Genomic DNA, 23,142 nt, shown 5'->3' on the forward strand with positions numbered 1-23,142 from the left:
TGATGTTTTCGCTGAGCCATGTCGCGATCATGGAGGGCCTGCGCAAGGCGGTCTATGCCGCCATGGGGTCGGCTTATGATTTCACCCATGGTAACCTGCTGCTGCATCTGATCTATGAGGGGCGCAAGGATGGCCTGGCCTATCTGCTGTTCCTGGCGTTTTTCTGGGCTTATGAGCGGGTGACCGAACCCAGGCCGCAGGCGCAGGGCGATGGCCGCATTGAGGTCAAGACCGACGGCAGAACCCTGTATCTGGCGGCAGATGAGATCATTTATGCCGAGGCCGCCGGCAACTATGTCGAACTGCATCTGGCGACAAAGCCGCTGCTGATCCGCGGGACTTTGAGCGAGTTTGAAAAGCGCCTGACGGGCTTTGTGCGCATCCACCGCTCGCGGCTGCTGAACCCGGTGCATATGAAGAGCTATGTCGCGACGTCCTCGGGCGACCTGCGGATTACCCTGAGCGATGGCCGCGAAATCGTCGCCAGCCGGCGATATCGGGATGCCTTGCTAAACAAATGACGGCGGGCGATCGGCAACAGCCCGGCCGAACTCCTTGTTCGGCTCGGCTCCCATAACAAACCGTACCTCGCCGCCGCTCATCACATCGGCATGGCTGATCCACGACCGGGTATAGGTTTCGCCGTTGCGGGTGATGCTTTGGATGTAAGGGCCGCTGTCGACGCTTTCGGCTACGATTCGCAGCACATTCTCACCGACCCGAATCTCGGCGACCGGGAACAGTGGCGAACCAAACACATAGATCCCGCTGACCGGATCGACCGGATAGAAGCCCAGCGCCGACATAATGTACCAGGCGCTCATCTGGCCGCAGTCTTCATTGCCCGACATGCCGTCGGGTCCGTCACGGTACTGTTCGCGAAGGATCTTGCGCACCATCGCCTGGGTTTTCCACGCTACACCGGCATAGGCATAAAGATAGGCGATGTGGTGTGATGGCTCGTTGCCGTGAGTATACTGGCCGATCATCCCGTCCATGTCGGGCGGGGCGCCGGGCAAGAGCTCGGACGAGGCCGCAAACAGCGAGTCCAGCCGCGCTTCGAACGCCGCGTCGCCGCCGAACAGCGCGATAGCGCCATAGACATCGTGCTGGACGCCGAAGGTTGCCTGCCAGGCATTGCTCTCGCAATAGTCCCACCAACGCGGGTTATGGCCCATGGCGCGCGGATCGAACGGCTCGGCCCAACGGCCGGTCTTCAGACGCGGCCGCATGAACTGCGTCTTCGTGTCGAAGACATTGCGGTAATTGCCCGATCGCAGCCGCAGCTTGTCGGCGTCGCTGGTGGCACCGGCGGCATCGGCGATATGCGCCATGGCCCAGTCGTCGAGACTGTATTCGATGGTCTTGCTGACCGACTGGTTCTGGACATCGGCAGGGATAAAGCCCTTGGCCCGGTAACTGTCCAACCCGAACTCGTTCCTTTGAAACGCCAGTTGACGGTACAGCGACCAGGCCCTGGCGGCATCGATCCCCGGCAGGCCCTTGTTCAGCGCCTCGGCGATGACCACGGCGGAATGCCAGCCTATCATGCAGTAGGTCTCGACCCCTTGCAGCGGCCAGATGCACGGCCCGGCCGGACTTTGCAGGCCTTGTTCGATCAGGTTACGGGCATAGGCGGCGGCGCGGTCGGGCGCCAGGATGGTCATTAGCGGGTGCCAGGTGCGGTAGGTGTCCCACAGGCTGTAGGTGCTGTAATTGACCTCGCCCGGCGCCAGGTTGCGCACCGTTCCGTCCATGCCGCGGTAACGCCCGTCGCGGTCGCTGAACAGGGTCGGCGCCATATGGGCGTGGTACAGGGCGGTGGTGAAAATGCGCCGGTCGGACTCGCTGGTCGTCTCGATACGGATGGGCGACAGGGCCTCGGCCCACAGGGCGCGCGCGGCGCCGGTGACGGCGTCGAAGTCCCAGTGCGCCAGGTCGCTGTCGAGATTGTTTAACGCGCCCGGGATGTCGACGGCGGATACCCCGACCGTGAGCAGCAGGGGTTCGGTCAGGATACCGAAATCCAGCACAGCCTTTAGCTTTTGGCCGGTCAGAGCGGCAATGGCGTCGACTGGTTGATCATTCTCATAGTACTGGATGATTTCGAACGGCTGGGACAGCCGCATCGCGAAGTGGATATGGCGGCCGTTGGCCCATTGCAGGACGCGGCGCGATCCGGCCAGGACGGTCGGGCTGTTGGCCTGAAGCTGCGCCGAGGCAATCAGGGTCTGTTTCGGATCGCGGTCGCGGTAGCCGTGGGTCCAGTCCAGCAGGATGCGCGCCCGTTGACCCAGAGGAAACGTGTATCGATGCAGGCCGGCACGCGCGGTGGCGGTCAGTTCGGCGCGGATACCGCTGTCGGGCAGGATCAGGCTGTAATAGCCGGGCGTCGCCACCTCGTGCTCGTGGCTCATCCGGGTGCGGTAGCTGCCTTCGGGATTGGCCAGGGTGCCGGGCGACAGCTTGGTTTCGCCGACAAACGGCACGACCAGCAGGTCCATCATATCGCTGGCGCCGGTCCCCGACAGATGGGTATGCGAAAATCCCAGCAGGGTGGCGTCATCGTAATAGTAGCCCGAACAGGCGTCCCAACGGGCATTGTCGGTATCGGGTGACAACTGGATCATGCCGAACGGAACGGTGGCGCCGGGGAAGACATGGCCGTGGCCGCCGGTTCCGATCATCGGGTCGGCGAACAGGGTGGGGTCGGCCCGCCCCAGCGGATCGGCACGAACGGGCAGGGCCATGGCCACCCCTGTGGCCGATGCCGATATCAACAAACGCCTACGCGAAATCACTCTACCACCCCGACCGGTTATGCCGTCAGGATCTATGAAGCATCGTGCCAGGACACACCGCAACAAAAAAACGGCAGGCTCCGGGGTGATTGGAGACTGCCGCAAGATGGTCTTGGTATGACATAGTAGGAAGCGATTCCCGCATTTGGGGAAGTCGAATCTTGCGCCTCTACTTTGGGATGTCCTGACACCGTTGACTCCGGCCGCGGCGGCGTCTATTTCGTCAGGCATGATCACCGCCTGCATCCTGTTCAGCGTCTATTATGCGCCGCTTCCCTAGCGCGGTGCGGTTCGATCATGCCTGAACGAAACGAAGCCGCCGCCCAGGCGGCTTTCGTTTATGAAAAGACGGTCCTCCTGGCGGCACAACCCCTGAGGACCTTCATGAATGCCCTTCTGACGACCCTGACCCGACGCGGGTTCATCCACCAATGCACCCAGACCGACGGTGTGACCGACGCCTTCCGCTCCGGCATCGTACCGGTCTATGCCGGGTTCGACGCCACGGCCGACAGCCTGCATGTCGGCCATCTGCTGCCGATCATGCTGCTGCGCCGGCTGCAACGCGCCGGGCACAAACCCATTGTACTGATCGGCGGCGGTACGACCCGCATCGGTGACCCCAGCTTCCGCAGCGACAGCCGACCCATGCTGACGGACGCGCAGATCGCGACCAATATCGCTGGCATCCGCGGCGTGTTCGAGCGCTTCCTGGCGTTCGGTGACGGCGCGACCGACGCCATCCTGGTCAACAATGCCGACTGGCTGGACCGGCTGGGCTATATCGACATGCTGCGCGATGTCGGGCCACATTTTTCAGTCAACCGCATGCTGTCGTTCGACAGCGTCAAATCAAGGCTGGAGCGCCAGGAAAGCCTGAGCTTCCTCGAGTTCAACTACATGATCCTGCAGGCCTATGATTTCCTGGAGCTGAACCGCCGTTACGGCTGTCGTCTTCAAATCGGCGGCGCCGACCAATGGGGCAATATCGTCAGCGGCATTGACCTGGTGCGGCGCATGGCCGGCGAAGAGGTGTTCGGCCTGACGGCACCTTTGCTGACCACGGCGTCGGGCGCCAAGATGGGCAAGACGGCGGCCGGCGCGGTCTGGCTGAACGGCGATCGCTTGTCGCCCTACGACTACTGGCAGTTCTGGCGCAATAGCGAGGACCGCGATGTCGGTCGGTTTTTGCGGCTGTTCACCGATCTGGATGAGGCCGACATCGTCCATCTGGAAAGCCTTGAAGGCGCGGACATCAATGCCGCCAAGACGGTCCTGGCCGACGAGGCCACGCGGCTGGCCCATGGCGAGGATGCGCGGATGAGGGCGGCCGAAGCGGCGGCAGGCGCCTTCGGTGACGGCGAGTCGCTGAACGGGCTGCCAGTGATTGAGGTGTCGGGGAGCGTGACCGTGGTTGATCTGCTGGTTCAGGCGGGGCTGGTTTCAAGCAAATCGGAGGCTCGCCGGTTGATCGCGAACCGCGGCGCGCGTCTCGATGACGAGGTGGTCGAAGACGAGGGCGCTGTCATCACCGTGAACGACCCGCTGAAACTCTCAGCCGGCCGCAAGAAGCATGTTCTGATCAGAGCACGTGAATGAGCACAGTTCCTTCTCGCCTATGGTGGACAAAGGATGAGAGCCAAGTCATGAAGGCGATCGGATGAGGTGGGGGCGCCGGTAAGGCTACCCCTCATCCAGTCTTCGCTTCGCTGCGACCACCTTCTCCCCTAACATGGGGAGAAGGAAATATGGCAACCTTCTTAGGAAAAGACATAGCATGGACGTCTTTGAATAGGTCTGATCGAAGACGCCGCCCCCGCTCAAGGCGCAAAGCGTTAGCGCGCTGAAAACAACGGCGGCGCTTCTCAACTACTTCTTCGTGATCTGGTCGAAGACGCCGCCGTATTCGAACTGCTCTTTCTGGACCTTGGTCCAGCCGCCGAAGTCAGCGATCGTGGCCAGCTTGGTCTGCGGGAAACGGTCGGCGTATTTCGCCGCCACAGCCGCGCTGGTCGGGCGGTAATAGTTCTGGGCAATGATCTCCTGCGACGCGTCGTCGTACAGGTAGTTCAGATATTCATTGGCCAGTTCAAGGGTGCCGTTCTTTTCAGCGACCTTGTCGACCACGGCCACCGGTGGTTCGGCCAGAACCGAAATCGATGGCACAACGATCTCGAAATTACCCTGGCCCAGCTTCTCGACCGACAAATGGGCCTCGTTTTCCCACGCCAGCAGCACGTCGCCGACGCCACGTTCGACAAAGGTCACGGTCGAGCCGCGCGCCCCGGTATCCAGCACCGGAACGTTCTTGAATAGCGCCTTCAGGTAGTCGACAGCCGCCTTCTCGCCGCCGGCCTGCTGGCCGTAGGCATAGGCTGCCAGGTAGTTCCAGCGCGCTCCGCCCGAGGTCTTGGGGTTGGGGGTGATGACGCCGACGCCCGGCTTGACCAGGTCGCCCCAGTCCTTCAGCCCCTTCGGATTGCCCTTCTTGACCAGGAAGACGATGGTCGAGGTGTAGGGCGAGGAATTGTGGGGCAGACGGCTCTGCCAGTCCTTGGGCAGGAAGCCGGTCTTTTGCGCGATTGTGTCAATATCGGCGGCCAGGGCCAGGGTGACGACATCGGCCTGAACGCCGTCGATGACCGAACGCGCCTGGGCGCCTGAGCCGCCGTGCGACTGGCTGACCGTGACATCGGCATTGCCCTTGCCCTTCCAGTAGGTGGCGAAGGCGGCATTGTATTGTTCGTACAGTTCGCGCGTCGGATCATACGACACGTTGAGAAGCTTGGCCGTGCCGGCCTTGGCGGCGGGCTTGGAGCAACCCGCCAAGGCCAGGGATGAGGCAGCCAGGCTGCCCGCGAAGAGTTCACGCCGGTTCATAAGGTTGTCCTTTCATAGTGGCGAAGCACCCGTCTTTGGCGCGGGAAGGTGGCCGGGTAGACGGGAAAGTTCAAGGTAAAAATGTTCATGATGGTTTGGGTCGACCGGTGATCTGGTCGAAGACGCCGCCATATTCGAAATGCCTAGCCTGGACAGCGTCCCAACCGCCGAAATCGGCGATGGTGACCGTGGTGATGTTCGGGAAACGGTCGGCATGTGTCGCTGCAACGGCCGGATCCGAGGGACGATAGTGATTGCGGGCGATGATGTCCTGAGCCTGCGGACTGTAGAGGTGCTCCAGATAGGCCTGCGCCACCTTGGCGGTGCCCTTCTTGTCGGCAACCTTGTCGACCACGGCCACCGGTGGCTCGGCCAGGATGGACAGGGACGGCAGGACGATGTCGTAGTTTCCTTTGCCGAGCTTCTCGATCGACAGCCAGGCCTCGTTCTCCCAGGCCAGCAGAACGTCGCCGACCTCGCGTTCGACAAAGGTCACGGTCGAACCGCGGGCGCCGGAATCCAGCACCGGCACATTCTTGAACAGCGCCTTGAGATAATCGTGCGCCTTGCCTTCATCGCCGCTGTGTTGCTTCAGCGCCCAGCCCAGGGCGGCGAGATAGTTCCAGCGGGCGCCGCCGCCGGTCTTGGGATTGGGCGTAATCACCTGGACGCCGGGCCTGGTCAGATCGCCCCAGTCCTTGATGCCCTTCGGATTGCCCTTGCGAACCAAAAACACGATGGTCGAGGTGTAGGGCGAGGCATTGTGCGGCAGACGCTTTTGCCAGTCTGCGGTGATCAGCCCGGTTTTGCGGGCGATAGTGTCGATGTCGTGCGACAGGGCGAGCGTGACGACGTCGGCCGCAACACCGTCGATGATCGAGCGAGCCTGGGCGCCGGAGCCACCGTGCGATTGGCGGATGGTGACGTCGTGACCCGTCGTGTCCTTCCAGAAGCGCGAGAACAGTTCGTTATACTGGGCATACAGTTCGCGCGTCGGGTCATAGGAGACGTTTAGCAGTTCCACCGCCCCCGCAGCGCGTTTCGGCGCACACCCGGACCCGATGAGGGCCAGGGTGGCGCCGAACAGGCTGCCGGTAAGAAGCTGCCGACGGTCCATGGTTCTAGAACGCTTTGCGGATCGTGACGCCGAAAGTGCGCGGATCGCCGGGCTGGCCGTAGATTGCGCCTGAATTGCCCTGCTGGATCGTCAGGATAGTCAGGTATTCTTCGTCGAAAGCGTTCTTGACCCAGAAGTAGGTATCAAGACCGTTTGGCGTACGATAGCCGAAGCGGAAGTTGGCGATTGTCGAGGCTTCGATGACGGCATATTTCGACACCGAGGCGTCGGAGTTCCAATCCGAGCGGTAGTTGGCGTCGCCGCTCAGATAGGCTTGGCCGTCGATGCCATTGAACGGCGCGTCGATCGAATAGTCGAAGCCGAAGGCGCCGCCCCACTTGGAAACACCCGGCAGATCCACGCCCGACAGGTCGACCACCGAATTGCCCGAAGCCTGCAGTTCCAACGGAGCCGGGGCGTTCTTGAACGAAGCATACTTGGCGTCGGTGTAGGCGACAGCGCCGTAGACGCTGAGATTATCCGTAATGCGGAAACGGGTGTCGAGTTCGACGCCGTTGACCTCAACCTTTTCAACATTGGCCAGATAGCCACGGATCGAGCCCAGGCCGGAGTCGACGACATTGGCCTGGTAATCCTTGATCGACGTGGTGAAGGCGGCGACGTTGACGGTGGCGCGGCGATCGAACAACTGCGACTTCAGGCCAATTTCGAAGGCGTCGACCTCTTCCGGACGCAGCACGGCGCTTTTCAGGATCGGTGCGCCAGCGGTGTCGGTCGGGATACCGGCCGCGTTGATACCGCCCGACTTGAAGCCCTTCGAATAGCTGGCATAGGTGTTGATGGATGGCGTCAGCTTGTAGGAGAGGCTCAGCAGGCCCGACGGCTTGGAATCTTCCAATTCGGCCGTGTAGGTATAGGTGCGCGAGATACCGTTCTTGGCGGCGATAAGCTGCGGCGTGGTGGTCGCAAGACCACCCGAAGCAACCTGATCATAGAGCTGGGTTTTCTTTTCGGTCGTGTAACGCAGACCGGCTGTAAGGCTCAGTTTCTCGGTGGCCTGCCAGGTAAGCTGACCGAAGGCCGCCAGTGAATCGGTTTTCCCCACGGCGAGAATTTCTTGCTGATAGCCATCGAGCAGGTCGGCCGGCACGGCTACAGCCGGCGTTCCGGTCGTGTTGCCGATCAGCCAGCGGGCCGCATCCGCACCCCAGGCTTCAGTGCCATTGGTTTCGACGCGTTGCGAGAAGGCGTACACGCCGACGACCCAGTCGATATTGCCTACGTCATTGGACGCCAGGCGGAATTCCTGGCTGATCTGGCGTTGTTCGGAATTATTCGAAGACTTGGTTCGGATTTTCAGCGACGTATAGTCGCGGTCGTTTTGCGGCCACCAGTTCCACGCACGGTGCGCGGTGATCGAGGTGAAGTCGGCCCAGCCCAGGTCCCAGTTCACCGTGGCTGAGACCCCCTTCACCCGTTGTTTGGCCTGAAGTTCGCCATCGACATCAACCAGACGGTCATAGACGTTCTGCGACGCCGGTGCATAGCCGGCCTGTGCGGCCAGATACGGGAACTGGCGGTTGGCGTTTCGCAGGGTTGGGCCAAAGCGCACGAAGCCTTGGGCAAAGCCTTCGGGATCGGTCAGGGCGTAATCCGCAGCAATCTTGACGGAGAGGTTTTCTGATGGCGTGAACAGCAGTTGACCACGCAGGATATGGCTGTTCAGGTCGTTCTGCTTGGTCTTCGTCGTGACGTTATAGAGAACCCCGTCGCGGCGGGTCGAACCGAAGACGAGACGGCCGGCTACCGTGCCGTCGATGAGAGGTCCATTGATAACGGCCTTGGTCTGAAGGAAACCCTTGTCACCGAGTGATACTTCGAGGTTGGCTTCGGGCTTGAAGGTGGGCGCGCGGGTGATCACGTGAATGGCGCCGGCGGTGGTGTTCTTTCCGAACAGGGTGCCTTGCGGCCCGCGCAGGACTTCAATGCGTTCGATATCGACCAAGTCGATCAGGGCCGATCCGGGACGGGCATAGAAGACTTCGTCGACATAGATGCCGACGCCTTGTTCCAGGCCGTCATTCGTCAGGCCGATAGTCGAGCCGAGACCGCGGATGGTGGTGGCTGTGTTGCGCGGATTCTGCGTAATCAATTGGACGGTCGGCTGATAGCGCTGCAATTGCTCGAAATTGTTGATGCCGGCCTTGTCCAGCAACTGACCGCCGACGACGGAGATGGCGACGGGAACGGTCTGAACGTCTTCAGAGCGGCGACGGGCGCTGACGATCACGGTATCGCCGGAATCGACGATTTGGGCTTCAGCGGCAGTATCAGCAGGCGCGTCTGCGGCAAACGCCGGTAGAGCGGGCAGGGCGAAGGCAAGGGCGGTCGTGGCCAAGAGCAGGTGTCTCATGGGAGGTCTCTTTTCGGATGTGCTGTTTGTTTTAAGAACGGCGCGACTTCCAGAGGTCCGGTCAGTTGGCCATAGGCGCGGATTAATTCCGCTTTTTAGGAAATGCTTTCGGTGAGGGGCTTGCCCTTCACGTCGAAGCGGGTCTTTTCACTTTTTTCGATCTGCACGACACGGGAGTCGTGGATCACGATCTCCAGCGCGCCGAAGCGGATATTGCGCAGGGTGTTCAGGATATGACGCTCGACCTCGTTGAGATCCGGGCGCACGGAAACATCTGACGGTACACTCATGTGATCCTCGTCTGAAAAGGTACGAATAGGGGAGGAAACGGAACGCTTTTAGGCGGATCGGGTTTCGATAAGGCTGGGGGCGGTGACCAGATCCTGCAAACATCGGCCGTCAAGAATGGCCGACATGGCATCACGGACATCGCGCATCAGGCGGCGCAGGTGACAGGTCGTCTCGTCGCGGCAGTCATCGCACTTCTGGTAGGCCGTCAGACTGGCACAGCGGATGGGCGCCAGCGGGCCGTCAATCACGCGGATGACGTCGCCGAGATAGATGTCCGTCGCCGGCCGGGCCAGGAAGTATCCACCGAAGATGCCACGCTTGGAATCGATAATGCCGTTCTGGCGCAGTTCCTGGAGGATGTTGTCCAGAAACTTCTGCGGGATGTCTTCAGCCTCCGCGATCTGCTTGCTGGGCAAGGTCGGAGAGGTGCTTTGAGCCATGTGGATCAGCGCCTTCAACGCGTATTTGGCCTTCATGGATAGCATGTGTTGCCTCTCCGGAGCCCGATATAAACTACACCATTTTGATATGTTTTAATGGCAACCGGGTCAATGGTAATTAATCTAAACTGACGGTGTAGAAAATTAGACCGATTTGTGGCGGCTCGCTACTGAAAATTGTTGGCGTATATTAGCGGGCGCGTCGATCAGACGTGCGCCAGCAAGGCTCTCAGCTTCTGTTCCAGTTCTGCCGCATCGAACGGCTTGGCGATGTAGTCGTCCATGCCGGCCTGGAGGCAGGTTTCACGATCACCTTTCAAGGCGTGCGCCGTCATGGCCAGAATCGGGGTGCGCGGGCGAGTCTCTTGCACCTCGATGCGGCGAATCTGTCGGGTGGCCTCATAGCCATCCATGTCGGGCATCTGGACATCCATCATCACCAGGTCGAAGGCACTGGTGCGCCAGCGGGCGATGGCCGTACCGCCGTCCGGCACCACTTCGCAGTCATAACCGTAATCCTCCAGCAAGGTCGTGGCGACCAGGGCATTGGCGGGATGGTCTTCGGCCAGGAGGACCCGGCGGCGGGCGGGTTCTGATCGCTCGGTGGCAGGGGGGGCGACTTTGTCGTGGTCGATTTCCAACATTTTGAGGGCAAGAGAGAGCGAAAACACCGTGCCTTTGCCGACCTCGCTTTCAACCGTCAATCGCCCGCCCAGCATTTCGCTAAGGCGCCGGCTGATCGCGAGGCCCAGGCCGGAGCCGCCGAAACGCCGGGTGATCGACGCGTCCTCCTGGGTGAACTGGGCGAAGATGTGCTCGATCTTGTCGGCGGCGATGCCGACACCGGTATCGCGCACGCGGATGGTCACCGGCAAGAGTTCGCTGCGTGCTGGAGCTGCGGAGACCTCGACATCGATACGGCCGGTCTGGGTAAACTTTACGGCGTTCGACAACAGGTTCATCAGGATCTGTTTCAGCCGCAGTACGTCGGTCTCGACGACCGTACCGTGCGGCAGGCCAAAGTCGAGCCCGCAGGCCAAGCCCTTTTCCGCGCCCTTGACCTCGGTGATACCCAGGCATTCGCGGACCACCTCATGCAGCGGGCAGGGGGCCATTTCCAGTTCCACCCGGTCGGCTTCGATCCGCGCCAGGTCCAGCACGTCGTTGATCAGTTGCATCAACGTGTCGGCGCTGTCCTTCATGGTCTGAAGGTATTTACCGTGGGAGGCCGGATCGGTCTTGTAGTTCAGCATGATGTGGGTCAGGCCGACAATGGCGTTCAGCGGCGTGCGGATCTCATGCGACATGTTGGCGAGGAATTCCGACTTGGCGCGGTTGGCACTTTCCGCAGCGACCCTGGCCTCGACCATGTCCTGGATATCGGTACATGTGCCGTACCAGCCGTTCAGCCTGCCCGAGGCTTCACGCACCGGCACGCCGCGGGTCTTGAACCAGCGGTAGCCACCGTCGAAACGGCGCAGTCGGTATTCGATGTCGTACAGGCCTTCGGCGGCTACGGCGGCGTTCCAGGTGTCGAACATGGGCTGGCGGTCGTCCGGGTGCAGGTTGTCAACCCAGCCTTCGTTGATCAGTTCGCCGATCGGTCGGCCGGTATAGATCGCCCACTGCTCGTTCAAGTACGACACGCCGGCGTCCTGTCCAGGGGCGATCCACACCAGTTGCGGCATGGATTCGGCCAAGCCGTGCCAGCGTTCCTGGCTGATGCGCAGGGCGGCGTCGGCTTCCTTTCGATCGGTGATGTCGTGGAAATAGATAGACACTCCGCCTTCGTCGACCGGATAGACGCGTACGGCGAACCAACGTTGCCACGGGGCGTAGAAGTTTTCGAACTCGACCATCACCCGGTCTTCCATGGCCCGGCGCAGATGGTCTTCGACAAAGGTGCCCGCGGCGTGCGGGAAGGCGTCCCAGTGGCTGAGGCCAATGATGGCCTCCGGATCGACGCCGCGGCCGGCGATGATGTCGCGGCCGGCGCCATTCATATAGGTGATGCGCCAGTCGCGCTCGATGACCATGATGCCGTCGCGTATGCTTTCCAGCACGCGGCGGACCTGGGCCTCGCCTTCGCGGCGCAGGTGGGCGATCTGCAGCTGCGACCGCACCTTGGCCAGCAGTTCGCGGGCATTGAAGGGCTTGACTAGATAGTCGTCGACACCGGCATCGAGCGCCTCGACGCGGGCCTCTTCGCCGGCGCGCGCCGAGAGCATGATGACCGGCAGGCGACGGGTGGCGTCGTCTCCGCGCAGCCGCTCCAGCAGACCAAACCCGTCCAGCTTCGGCATCATGACATCTGTCAGGACCAATTCGGGCAGCTGATCGCGGATGGCCTGCCAGGCTTGTTCGCCATCGGTGACCGCCACAACGTCGAAGTCATCATTCAGCAGCCTGTGGATATAGTCGCGCATATCGGCATTGTCGTCTGCCAGGACGACTCGGGGCCGGGGAATGGCCGGTGCATCCAAGACCGCCAGGACGTCGTCCGCCGCCCGTGGCAGCCAGCGCAGGGCCTCTTCGACATAGGCTTCGGCGCGGCGACTGCCCGGCGTAGCCAGGTCGTCGCGGACCTGGTCGGCGGGCAGGTGCGCCGTGCCCAGCGGCAGACGGACGAAGAAGGTACTGCCACGCCCGGTCTCGCTCTTCAGCCAGACCTCACCACCATGCAGTCGCACCAGTTCGCGCACCAGGGCAAGGCCGATGCCGCTGCCTTCGATGCTGCGTCCGGTGACGCCTTCGACGCGGTGGAAGCGGGTGAAGACGTGGGCGCGCTCGTGTTCCGGGATTCCGGGACCAGTGTCGCGCACGGCCAGAACGGCATGGCCATCGGCCTCGCTCAGGCTGATCTCGACCTCGCCCTCAAGTGTGTATTTGAAGGCGTTCGAGATCAGGTTGAGGACGACCTTCTCCCACATCTCGACATCGGCGTAGACGGGCTGTGACAGCGGCTGGATGTCGAGTTTGTAGGCCAGCCCGGCCCTGTCCATGGCCGAGCGGAAATTGCTGGCCAGTTCTGCGGTGTAGCAGGCCAGGTTGACGGGCTGGAAGGCGGCCTGGGTGCGGCCGGCCTCGATGCGCGAAAAGTCGAGCAGGACATTGACCAGCTTCAGCAGACGCAGGGCGTTGCGGTTGGCGACGTCCAGCCGTTCCCGGTCGCGTGGTGTCGTGGCCGGGTCGGCCAGGACCTCCTCCAGAGGGGCCAGAAGCAAGGTCAGGGGCGTGCGGAACTCGTGGCTGACATTGGAGAAGAAGGCGGTTTTCGCCCTGTCGAGCTCAGCCAAGGCTTCGGCGCGACTGCGTTCGTCCTCATAGGCCTGGGCGTTGGCAATACCGGCGGCGATTTGGCCGGTGACCAAGGTCATGAAGCCTTTGTAGTCTTCGTCGTACAACCGGTAGGGATTCAATCCAGTGATCAGCACCCCGGCGTTTTCGCCGCCCGTGGCGATCGGCAGCATGACAGCGCGATCCGGGCTGACCGGCCAGGCACCGGAGGGCAAGTCCAGCCGACCGCGCAGGTCGGCGATCAGCCGGCTGTCGCCGCTGTCCGAAAGGGGCCAGATGGACTTGTCCGCCGCCAATCTGGCCGGCGCTGCGGCATGTCCGCGCGCAATGCCGGAGGTTCCGGCCAGGACGAGGTCTTCGCCGTCGGGGACGTAGATCAGGGCAAATGGCAGGTCATGCGTATTGTGACCCAGGGCGCCCATGGCCAGGGTGCAGGCCTGCGACACCGTGCGCGCTTGGGTAAGGGCGGCGGCCAGGTCGCGCCGCAAGGCGACCTGGCGGTCGCCGATCACGCGATGGGTGTCTTCCGTATTGGCGCAGATGATGCCGCCGGGGGTGCCGTCGTCGTCGGGAATCGGGGAGTAGGAAAAGGTATAGTAGGTCTCTTCCGGATAGCCGTTGCGCTCCATGATCAGGAGCTGTTCCTCGACATAGGTGCCTTCGCTGCCGCCCATGGCAGTGGCCAGCATCGGGCCGATATCTTCCCAGATCTCGGCCCAGACGACGGAGGTCGGCTGGCCCAGCATATACGGATGTTTGCCGCCAATAATCGACTTATAAGGATCGTTATAGAGGAAGACGAGGTCGCGTCCCCAGCCGATCCAAATCGGCTGCCGCGAGGTGAGCATAATTCGGACGGCCGTTTTCAACGACTGCGGCCAGCCCGACACCGGCCCTAGCGAGGTCTGCGACCAGTCGCGCTCGCGCATCAGGGCAGCGGTTTCGCTGTCGCCCCGAAACAGGTCGGCGGCTGCGGATTCGATCATGTTATTGCGTACAGTGTCCGCCAAGCGTTTCTACTCCCCGGTCACCGACTAGAGTCGAAGTCACTATAAGAATTCAATGTGGCGATGGCCACATATTGGCCATATTAGCAGCACTCATCGATGAGCGCTGCTAACAAATTGAATTTGCTGAAAATTTTGCTTGAAAGGCGGCGTGCTTGTGGCACTCTTTACGGCGTGTGTCAATTCTGAGGACCACCCGTAAATGCGTGTTTCACCTGAGTTCCGCCTGCAGATGCAAGGCTACGGCCTGACGACGGCCCATATTCTTTATCACATGCCGGATTTCCGCTCGGTGCTGCAGACTTTTGTCTGGCAGGACTATGATATTGCGCCGGATTTTCCGCATATGCGCAAGTTCCTCGATTTCTGGGAGCAGAACTTGGACGGGCCTCTGCATTCGGTGCGCTACAATCACCAAAGGCTGATCCGGCCGGGTGAGTGGCGCGCGGTCGACGGCGAGTTTACCCTGCACTAAGGGCTACTGGTTCGGGACCAGGGCTGGGCTTGCGCCTATGCGGCTGAGCAGCCTTGAGATTATTGCAGAAGACGGCTGCGCCGCTGTCGCAGCCAGGCCTTGACGGCGGTAGCGTCTTCCAGACCTTCGGCCATGTCGTATGCCCTGAGAGCAGATGCCGTGTCACCCAGTTGGGTCGCCACTTCGGCCATGACCGCCCACCACGGCTGATAGAGGCGCATCCGGTCCTCGCCCAGGTCGTCCAGTACCTGTTTGGCGGCCTGGATTTCCCCGGCCTGAACCAGGGCCGCGGCATATCCTGTCCAGGCGCCGAGACTGGGGTGCAGCGAAACCAGCGCCCGGTAAAGCGGGAGCACTGCCGATGGCGGCACACCGCGCCGTCGGGCGGAGATGTGGGCGCTCTGGATGGCGGCCTCCAACTGATAACGCCCCAGGGTGAGGTTGCGGCTGGCCAGGTCCAAGGTCGCCTCCGCCTGGGCGATCAGGCCACGGTCCCAAAGCGTTACGTCCTGTTCGTCCATAGGAATATAGGCGCCATCGACGGCGAAACGCGCGGCTGCGCGGGCGTCACAGAACTGGATCAGGGCCAGCAAGCCAAGGGCTTCGGGTTCGCCGGGACTGAGATCGACGCAGAGCTGCGTCAGATAGGCAGCTTCGCCCGCCAGGCCGCGCGTCTGAGCATCCGGTGTCGTTGTCCATGCGCTGGTGTAGGCGGCATAGATGGCCTGGAGCACGCTGTCGAGACGTCGCGGCAAGGCCTCGCGTTCCGGAATTTCAAAGGCGAGGGCCGCGGCGGCAATTTTGGCCTTCACCCGGACCAGGCGCTGGCTCATAGCCGAGGGCGAGACGACAAAGGCGTCGGCAATGCGCCGCGAATCCAGCCCCAGAACGGTTTGCAGCATCAGCGGCGCATGCAGGGCGGCTTCGATCTCGGGGTGGGCACAGACAAACATCAGCTTCAGTCGGTCGTCGGGAAACGTCCAGGTCACGGCATCCTCCGCTTCGGTGAGCGTGTGGCGAAGGTCATCCGCGAAGGCATCGGAGACCTTGCGCTGACGCAGCCGGTCCAGTAGGCGCCGCTTCGCCGTCGCCAGCAGCCAGGCTTCAGGATGGTTGGGAAGCCCCTCGGATGGCCAGCGTCGCAAGGCGGCTGCAAACGCGTCCTGAAGGGCATCTTCGGCGGCGGCGACATCGCGAAAGCCCGCCGCCAGCCAGGCCAGCAGACGACCATAATGACGGCGGGCGATGTCGTCGACCTTTGGCACTCAGCCGGCTTGCGGCGGGGTAGGCAGAACCGGGCGCACCTCGACCGAGCCGCCCTTGGTGATCGGGCACCGTTTGGCCCAGGCCAAAGCGTCGTCAAGGCTGTCGACCTCGACCAAGAAGAAGCCGCCGAGACGTTCTCGCGCGTCGGGGTAGGGGCCATCCTGGACGGTTTTTGACGCGCCGTCGAAGACGACACGTGCGGCCGTTTCCGGCGGTTCCAGACCGGCGCCGCCGGCGAAAATGCCGCTTTCGACAATGGCGCGGGAATAGGCCGTCCAGCCGCCCCAGTATTCGCCCGCCTGGGCATTGGTCCGATCTGCGAAGCCTTCCGGCGTTTCTGAAATTATCAGTGCGTATTGCATGGTTTTGTGCCTTTCGAGGGTGAGATTAGCGAATTAATGTGTGGCCGTCATCCCGGCAGATTGCGTTGGGTTGGGCGCGTTGCGGTGGATCTCGATTGCGCCGGTCAGGACCGCGGGAGCCTGTCTCGCGAGGGCTTCGGCCGCGGACATGTCCGAGGTTTCGATGACGAAATAGCCCCCCAAAATTCTGTCCGAAGCGCCATAGGTTCCTGCACGTCGGCCCGACGTATCAAGCGTGGTTATGTCGCGTGGGTTCAAGGCGGTGCCGCCGCGCAGAACACCCGCCTGCATCAGGTTGGCGGCAAATTGATTATAACCGGCCCAATAGGTCTGACCGGCCTCGCCGGGATCGTCGCGCAAAGCCATCTGGCTCGGGGCTTCATAGATGAAGAGCGTGAAACTCTCGGCCTGGGCCGGTCCGGACAACACGGCCAGTCCAAGTATGCCGGTCAGGGCACGGAAGGTGGAGAAACGCATGAGTTTGGTCCTGTCTTTACGATCGGATCCCATATCCGGTCGAGCACAGACGTTTCAGGACCCCACAAACATACAAGGACTCAAAATTTTTTTGATTGAAATTCACGGGCTTCAAAATCGCGGTAGCTGTTGCACGTTCGCTGTGCGCTTTGTCAGGCCCGATATCGGCGCGGAGATCGCGCGTCTAACCGGTAGAAGGTCGCCGGGCGGCGACCTTCTACCGTCGATTAGAACGAACCGCGCAGGTCCATGGCTGCCATACCGCCGGCAAGCTTGGCTTCGCCGGTGACAAGGGCCATGCCGAAGAATTCGTGGGTCGCCCCTTCGAAGACGCGGCTGTTGACGTTGACGCCGGCGGATTTGAGTTTTTGCGCCAGGATTTCCCCGTCCGAACAAAGTGGGTCGATTTCGGCCATGATCAGTGTGGTGTCGGGCAAACCCTTGAGATCCGCCTGGCCGATCGGGTCGATGCGCGGATCCAGCTTGTCTTGCTCGCCATTGAGGTAATGGCCGACAAACCATTCCATCATCGCCTTGTTCAACGGTTTGGCGTTGGCGTACAGTCGATACGACGGCGTGGTCATGTCGGTGCCGGCAACGGGATAGACCAGAACCTGGCGCACGGGAGCTTGCAAGCCTTCGTCGCGGGCCTTGATAGCGGTGGCCAGGGCCAGGTTGCCGCCGGCGCTTTCACCGACCAGGGCAACCCGCGAGGTATCGCCGTCCAGGCCGGCGGCATTGTCGAGCACCCATTTGTAGGCGGCAAAGGCGTCGTCATGGGCGGCCGGGAACTTGTGTTCCGGTGCGTGGCGGTACTCCGCCGATATCACCACAGCGTTGACCAGTTTCGCCAAAGCACGCGGTGACGAATCATAGACATCGATATCGGCAATGACGAAACCGCCGCCGTGGAAATAGAGTATGACCGGCAGGGGCTTGTCCGGCGAGGCACCTTCGGGTGTATAGACCCGAGCGGCCAGAGGACCGGCCGCACCGGTATATTGAATGTCGCGCGTTTCGACGCCCATGGGATCGGTCGGGTCCATGCCCTTTTCGCGCATGACCTTCTGGGCGCCATCGGCCGGGGTTGGCTGGCGGCGGGCTTCTTCTGGCGTCAGGGTCTCGATGGCGATGGGATTCAGGCTGGCCAGCGCATCAAGCACTTTCTGCATATCGCCGTCGGGCATGTTAGGGGCGTTGGGATCGTCCTTGCCCAGCATCTTGTCGGCCAGTTTTTCGAGGTTTTTTGTCAGGTCTTCCAGCATGGTGTGTCCTTTGATGCCTGGATGTCCGCACACTGGCCTGGGCCGGCGTAACGAAAAATTTGGTTAAATGACCGCTATCCGGTCCCGCTCGCGTTCCTATAAGTGGCCCGCCGACCCACGCTGATTCACTGTACAGGGCAGGCGAATCAGGAAGCACCGCGTCTGTCGCCAGGCGGGATCAATAATCCGTAGTCGACGGCGGATCGCTGGTTGACAGGTCGGCTGCAGGACTGGTTAACATTCTCATCCTTCACCGCGTGGCCAGCAAGACCGGGCAGGCGCGTTTTTTCCTACGGAAGTCCGACATGATCCTTAGTCTGCCTGACTTGCCCGACCTGTCCGAAGTTCCCGCCATGGCGCATTCACTTCTGGCGCAGTGGGACAAACCGCCGACCTCGCCGGAAGACATCGGGTCGCCTTTATTGTGGACGTTGTTTGGGGCTTTCGTCGTCATCGCCCTGATCATCGACTTCTCAGCCATGAAGCGCCAGGGTGCTCACAAGGTGTCCCTTGGCGAGGCGGCCCTGTGGTCGTTCATCTGGATCGCAGCCAGTATGGCCTTCATGGCCTTCCTGTGGTGGCGAATGGGCGGCGGCAGTGGCGACGCGGCCCTGGAAGCCTTTGCCCAGCATAAGGCGTTGGAATTCCTCACTGGCTACCTGGTGGAAAAAGCCCTGGCCGTCGACAATATCTTCGTCTTCCTGATGCTGTTCACCTATTTCGCGGTTCCAGCCGAGTTCCAGAAGCGTGCCCTGATGATCGGCATCCTGGCGGCGCTGGTCCTGCGCGGCGCCCTGATCCTGGTCGGGGCCTGGTTGATCAACGAATTCCACTGGGTGCTGTACCTTTTCGGGGCCTTCCTGGTGTTCACCGGGATCAAGATGTGGCTGGCCGCCGGCAAGGAGGCGGATCTGGACAGCAATCCGGCGCTGAATTGGGTACGTAAGAGCTTTGCCATTTCGCCGACCTACGACGGCGAAAAGTTCTTCACCCGCGTCAACCGCAAAACCATGGCGACGCCGCTGCTGGTCGTGGTGCTGCTGATCGGTATTGTCGATGTGGTGTTCGCGGTCGACTCGATCCCAGCCATTTTTGCCATCACGACGGACCCGTTCATCGTGCTGACGTCGAATGTCATGGCGATCCTGGGCCTGCGGGCGATGTATTTCCTGCTGGCGGGGGTGCATGAACGCTTCCACCTGCTGCCCTACGGCCTGGCCATGGTGCTGGTGCTGATCGGGGCCAAGATGCTGCTGATCGACCTCTACAAGATCCCAATCCAATGGTCTTTGGGGGCTACGGCGGTGATCCTGACCCTGACCGTTCTGCTGTCGCTGATGATCAAGCCCAAGAGCGCCAAACCGCATGGTGCCTTCCCGTTCGAGGGCAAGGAAGAAGCCCCGGACGAAAAGCCGCGACTGTGATACGGCGCTTCCATGACCGATCCATATTCCGAGTGGCATGATGCCTACGCACCTTTGCTGGGCGCTGAACTGGGCGCATTGGCGTGGTTGCCGATAACTGCCGATACGCCGGACGTTGTTGCTAACCTGGGAGCCTCAGCCTTCGTCTTTTCCGGTGCTGTCCTGATCGTTCCAATCAACGGTTCGCAGTTGCACCTCACCTGGTCATGGAAGTCACAGCACTACGAATTGACGGCGGCTCGGCAACTCGACTGGCAGGCGGATTGCCTCGATCGCATCCGGTGCGCTTTCGACGGACCGTGGGAGGGAATTCAAGGTGGACGGTTGACCGAGGTGCGTCTTTACGCAGCGCCGACCTGCGACGGCAATCTTCATGTGGCTGGCGTCCGCCATACCGTGTTTGATGGAAGCGACGAAATATTTTTCTGGATCGGATGCGGCGACGCTGACGGTATTGGCGATCACGACGATCTATGGGTTGGCGTCAATGTCGAGCCGGCCAACCACGCCGATCTGGTCGAAGTCCTTGTCCTGTCGGATCAGGCGAAGACATAGACCTTGGTCGGCAGCAGATTGACCGTGTCGCCGGCCTTTAACTCGCTGGTATCCGCGTCATGGGCGTGCTGCGTTTCGTACACCTCACCGCCGTCGCCCTGAAGCTCCAGCCGCAGATTGGCGCCCGCCGGCAGGACTGACAGCACCTTGACCGGGAAACCCGGACCGGACCGGCTGACCTGGGTATCAAATGGGCGGAAACGCGCAGTCACGGCACCCTCAGAGCCGCCCTTGACGATGGCCGGCACGGAGAAGCCGCCGAAATCCACGGAGCCGCCACGAAGCGTGCCTGAGGCCTGATTGTTGGCGCCGAGGAATTCGAACACGAAGGCGGTTGCCGGATCGCGGTACAGTTCCAGCGGCTTGCCGATCTGTTCGATACGGCCTTCCTTCAACACCACAACGCGGTCAGCCAGATCGAGGGCCTCTTCCTGGTCGTGGGTCACGAACACCGTGGTGACGCCGGTTTCGTCGTGGATACGGCGCAGCCAGCGGCGCAGGTCCTTGCGCACCAGGGCATCGAGCGCGCCGAACGGTTCGTCGAGAAGCAGGATACGCGGCGAAATCGCCAAGGCGCGCGCCAGGGCGACACGCTGGCGTTGGCCGCCCGACAACTGGGCCGGGAAGCGCTTGCCGTAGTCTTCAAGCTGGATCAGCTTGAGCAGGCTTTCGACCTTCGCCTTGATGTCGGCCTTGGACGGACGGTCCTTGGCCGGGCGCACGGTCAGGCCGAACGCGATGTTTTCGGCCACCGTCATGTGGCGGAACAGGGCGTAGGACTGGAACACCATGCCAATGCGGCGATCGCGGGCATTCAGCGCCAGGAAGTTGTCGCCGTCGAAAGCGATGGCGCCGGAATCGGGGACATCCAGGCCGGCCAGCAGGCGCAGCAGGGTGGTCTTGCCTGAACCCGACGGGCCCAGCAGAGCCAGGAACTCACCGGGTTCGGCTTCGAACGTGACGTCCGAAAGCGCGGCGAACTTGGTGAAGGTCTTGGTGATGTTCGATACGGTTAGCGACATTAATGCCTCCGGTTGGCGGCCAGCTCACCGGCGAAGCGCCATTCCAGCACGGATTTCAAAAGAAGGGTGATCAGAGCCAGGCCCGCCAGAATGGAGGCGCAGGCGAAGGCGGCGACGGCTTCGTACTGATTGTACAGGATTTCGATCTGTAGCGGCAGGGTGTTGGTTTGGCCGCGGATGTGGCCGGAGACCACGCTGACGGCACCGAACTCGCCCATGGCGCGGGCGGTACATAGCAGGACGCCGTAGAGCAGGGCCCATTTGATATTGGGCAGGGTAATGCGGAAAAAGATGTCCCAGCCGCGCGCGCCCAGTGTCCGGGCGGCGACTTCCTCGTCGGTACCCTGGTCGTTCATCAGCGGGATCAGTTCGCGCGCCACGAAGGGCAGGGTGACCAGGACAGTCGCCAGGACCAGACCGGGCAGGGCGAAGACGATGTGGATGTCGTTGAGTCGCAGCCAGGCCCCGAACCAGCCCTGGGCACCGAACAGCAGCATCCACACCAGGCCAGCAATGACCGGCGAAATGGTGAAGGGCAGGTCGATGATGGTCAGCAGCAGGCCCTTGCCCTTGAACTCGAAGCGCGTGATGCACCAGGCGGCGGCAATGCCGAAGATGGCATTGAGCGGCACGGCGATGGCGGCGACCAGCAGGGTCAGTTGGATGGCGGCGATGGTGTCGGGCTCAGCAACGGCGGCCAGAAAGGGTTCGACACCGGCCTTGGACGCTTCGAACAGGACGGTCACCAGCGGCAGCAGGATGATCAGGCCCAGCCAGAAGACAGCGACCAGCGAAAGGCCAATGGCGGCGGGTGTCTTGGGGGCTTCGGCAGGACGCGATCTCATGCGCGGCCCCGCTTGAACAGCCACAGTTGCGCAGCGTTAATTACGGCGAGGATGACCAGCGACCACAACAGCATGATCAGGCCCACCGAGGCCGCGCCGGCATAGTCGTATTCCTGCAGCTTGATGATGATCAGTTGCGGGGTGATTTCGGAGACATAGGGCATGTTGCCGGCGATGAAGATAACCGAGCCGTACTCACCGACAGCACGTGCCATGGCCAGGGAAAAGCCGGTCAGAAGGGCGGGCGCCAGGCCGGGCAGAATGACGCGCACCGCCGTTTGAAATGGCGAGGCGCCCAGGGTCAGGGCGGCTTCCTCGACCTCGGCGTCGAAATCGGCCAGTACGGGCTGGACGCTGCGAACCACAAACGGCAGGCCGACAAAGACGAGGGCAATGAAGATGCCGATCGGGGTATAGGCGATCTTGATGCCGAACGGCGCGAACAGGCTGCCGACCCAGCCATTGGTGGCGTAGAGGGTACAGAGCGCGATGCCGGCGACGGCGGTCGGCAGGGCAAACGGCAGATCGACAAAGGCGTCGAGGATCTTCACACCGGGGAATTTATAGCGCGTCAGCACCCAGGCGATGATCATGCCAACGAAGAGGTTGAGGGTCGCGGCGGCGGCGGCGGTCACGAAGCTGAGGCGCAGTGAGGCCAGGACGCGGCCATCGGTCAGCACCGACCAGAAGCCGGCCCAGCCATGCTCCCATGGGCGCGCGGCCAGGGCGGCCAGGGGGATCAGCACGATCAGCGAGACATAGGCGATGGTGAAGCCCAGCGACACCTTGAAGCCCGGCAGCACGCGGTTGGTGTGCAGGCTGGGGTGGGGCGGTGTGAAATTCTCGGGCACGCCGTTGGTCGGCTGTGCGGGGGCGGATGCGGTCATGACGGCCTGGACAGGTCGATTCTGGTTGTACGTCGTGGCCGTAAGGCCATGGCAGGGATTGCCGCACCCGTGTCGGTTCCAAAGGCGACCAACCTGGTGTAGTTTCGCCTATAGCGTAGCTTCGCGCCAAGGTCATATCAGAAATTCTGCGCGCTTTCATCAGCGGGCCTGACTCACCGTCCCAACTTGCTGTGACGGGTGCGTGATCGCCTTATCCTCCACCGCTTGCGGGGGAGGTGCTGAGCAAGTGAAGCCGAAAGGCGGAACGCGTCGAAGCGGAGGGGAGCCGGAAGCTCGGAGCTTGTAACGCCCCCCTCCGTCTCGACGCACTTCGCCCCAAAAGGGGGCTCGCTTGCT

At 62.0% G+C, this 23,142-nt stretch carries 19 protein-coding genes; 5 read left to right on the forward strand and 14 right to left on the reverse strand.

Features of this window, described 5'->3' with window-relative positions:
• Window positions 1-521: LytR/AlgR family response regulator transcription factor (locus tag ABI_RS09280; RefSeq protein WP_040308750.1), on the forward strand; the 521-nt coding region annotated here is incomplete at its 5' end.
• Here the strand turns inward: ABI_RS09280 and ABI_RS09285 are convergent.
• The gene (locus ABI_RS09285) at window positions 510-2,750 is read right to left on the reverse strand and encodes a GH92 family glycosyl hydrolase (protein WP_083811437.1); all 2,241 of its coding nucleotides are present in this window, start codon (window positions 2,748-2,750) and stop codon (window positions 510-512) included. The two genes, ABI_RS09280 and ABI_RS09285, sit on opposite strands and share 12 nt — an antisense overlap.
• 348 nt (window positions 2,751-3,098) lie before the next feature.
• Here ABI_RS09285 and tyrS point away from each other — a divergent pair, with 348 nt between their 5' ends.
• Window positions 3,099-4,400, forward strand: a complete 1,302-nt coding sequence (gene tyrS, locus ABI_RS09290) for a tyrosine--tRNA ligase (protein WP_006272674.1) — start codon at window positions 3,099-3,101, stop codon at window positions 4,398-4,400.
• Window positions 4,401-4,670: 270 nt separating this feature from the next.
• On the opposite strand, the gene ABI_RS09300 is transcribed toward tyrS, so the two are convergent.
• The 6 genes from ABI_RS09300 to ABI_RS09325 all read right to left on the reverse strand — a co-directional run bounded on the left by ABI_RS09300 (window position 4,671) and on the right by ABI_RS09325 (window position 14,186).
• Window positions 4,671-5,681, reverse strand: coding sequence for a sulfate ABC transporter substrate-binding protein (locus tag ABI_RS09300; protein ID WP_006272675.1), 1,011 nt, complete (start codon window positions 5,679-5,681; stop codon window positions 4,671-4,673).
• Between the two features lie 85 nt (window positions 5,682-5,766).
• On the reverse strand, window positions 5,767-6,798 hold the full coding sequence (locus tag ABI_RS09305; RefSeq protein WP_050808233.1) for a sulfate ABC transporter substrate-binding protein: 1,032 nt from the start codon (window positions 6,796-6,798) through the stop codon (window positions 5,767-5,769).
• A gap of 4 nt (window positions 6,799-6,802) precedes the next feature.
• Entirely contained in the window at window positions 6,803-9,172 is a 2,370-nt protein-coding gene (locus ABI_RS09310) for a TonB-dependent receptor (protein ID WP_040308753.1), read from the reverse strand.
• Between the two features lie 95 nt (window positions 9,173-9,267).
• Window positions 9,268-9,462 (reverse strand): YezD family protein, encoded by a 195-nt coding sequence (locus ABI_RS09315; RefSeq protein WP_006272678.1) that lies wholly within the window; start codon window positions 9,460-9,462, stop codon window positions 9,268-9,270.
• Between the two features lie 48 nt (window positions 9,463-9,510).
• Window positions 9,511-9,948 (reverse strand): RrF2 family transcriptional regulator, encoded by a 438-nt coding sequence (locus ABI_RS09320; RefSeq protein ID WP_006272679.1) that lies wholly within the window; start codon window positions 9,946-9,948, stop codon window positions 9,511-9,513.
• A 161-nt stretch (window positions 9,949-10,109) separates the two neighbouring features.
• Window positions 10,110-14,186 carry an ATP-binding protein gene (locus tag ABI_RS09325; protein WP_006272680.1) on the reverse strand — a complete coding sequence of 1,359 codons (4,077 nt, stop codon included), beginning with the start codon at window positions 14,184-14,186 and terminating at the stop codon, window positions 10,110-10,112.
• Between the two features lie 223 nt (window positions 14,187-14,409).
• Between ABI_RS09325 and ABI_RS09330 the strand changes: the two genes are divergently transcribed.
• Window positions 14,410-14,682, forward strand: coding sequence for an usg protein (locus ABI_RS09330; protein WP_006272681.1), 273 nt, complete (start codon window positions 14,410-14,412; stop codon window positions 14,680-14,682).
• Between the two features lie 59 nt (window positions 14,683-14,741).
• On the opposite strand, the gene ABI_RS09335 is transcribed toward ABI_RS09330, so the two are convergent.
• From ABI_RS09335 to ABI_RS09350, 4 genes are all read right to left on the reverse strand, one after another.
• Window positions 14,742-15,947, reverse strand: a complete 1,206-nt coding sequence (locus ABI_RS09335) for an RNA polymerase sigma factor (RefSeq protein ID WP_006272682.1) — start codon at window positions 15,945-15,947, stop codon at window positions 14,742-14,744.
• On the reverse strand, window positions 15,948-16,310 hold the full coding sequence (locus ABI_RS09340) for a YciI family protein (RefSeq protein ID WP_006272683.1): 363 nt from the start codon (window positions 16,308-16,310) through the stop codon (window positions 15,948-15,950). It lies immediately after the preceding gene.
• A gap of 33 nt (window positions 16,311-16,343) precedes the next feature.
• Window positions 16,344-16,787, reverse strand: a complete 444-nt coding sequence (locus ABI_RS09345; protein ID WP_006272685.1) for a YciI family protein — start codon at window positions 16,785-16,787, stop codon at window positions 16,344-16,346.
• Window positions 16,788-17,014: 227 nt separating this feature from the next.
• Window positions 17,015-18,052: an alpha/beta hydrolase gene (locus ABI_RS09350; RefSeq protein WP_006272686.1), complete on the reverse strand. Its 1,038-nt coding sequence runs from the start codon at window positions 18,050-18,052 to the stop codon at window positions 17,015-17,017.
• A 305-nt stretch (window positions 18,053-18,357) separates the two neighbouring features.
• Here ABI_RS09350 and ABI_RS09355 point away from each other — a divergent pair, with 305 nt between their 5' ends.
• A complete protein-coding gene (locus tag ABI_RS09355; protein ID WP_006272687.1) occupies window positions 18,358-19,476 on the forward strand; it encodes a TerC family protein in 1,119 nt (372 codons plus the stop codon).
• Between the two features lie 12 nt (window positions 19,477-19,488).
• Complete coding sequence (locus ABI_RS09360) at window positions 19,489-20,031, forward strand: hypothetical protein (protein WP_006272688.1); 543 nt, start codon at window positions 19,489-19,491, stop codon at window positions 20,029-20,031.
• Here the strand turns inward: ABI_RS09360 and ABI_RS09365 are convergent.
• From ABI_RS09365 to cysT, 3 genes are read right to left on the reverse strand one after another with little or no spacing between them, the layout of a single operon-like run.
• Window positions 20,016-21,053 carry a sulfate/molybdate ABC transporter ATP-binding protein gene (locus tag ABI_RS09365; protein ID WP_006272689.1) on the reverse strand — a complete coding sequence of 346 codons (1,038 nt, stop codon included), beginning with the start codon at window positions 21,051-21,053 and terminating at the stop codon, window positions 20,016-20,018. The two genes, ABI_RS09360 and ABI_RS09365, sit on opposite strands and share 16 nt — an antisense overlap.
• Window positions 21,053-21,898 (reverse strand): sulfate ABC transporter permease subunit CysW, encoded by an 846-nt coding sequence (gene cysW, locus ABI_RS09370; RefSeq protein ID WP_006272690.1) that lies wholly within the window; start codon window positions 21,896-21,898, stop codon window positions 21,053-21,055. Before cysW ends, ABI_RS09365 begins: the two co-directional genes overlap by 1 nt.
• A complete protein-coding gene (gene cysT, locus ABI_RS09375) occupies window positions 21,895-22,785 on the reverse strand; it encodes a sulfate ABC transporter permease subunit CysT (RefSeq protein ID WP_083811439.1) in 891 nt (296 codons plus the stop codon). The genes cysW and cysT overlap by 4 nt, the downstream gene beginning before the upstream one ends.
• Window positions 22,786-23,142: the final 357 nt, after the last annotated feature.

The organism is Asticcacaulis biprosthecium C19, assembly GCF_000204015.1.
Classification (GTDB): Bacteria; Pseudomonadota; Alphaproteobacteria; order Caulobacterales; family Caulobacteraceae; genus Asticcacaulis; species Asticcacaulis biprosthecius.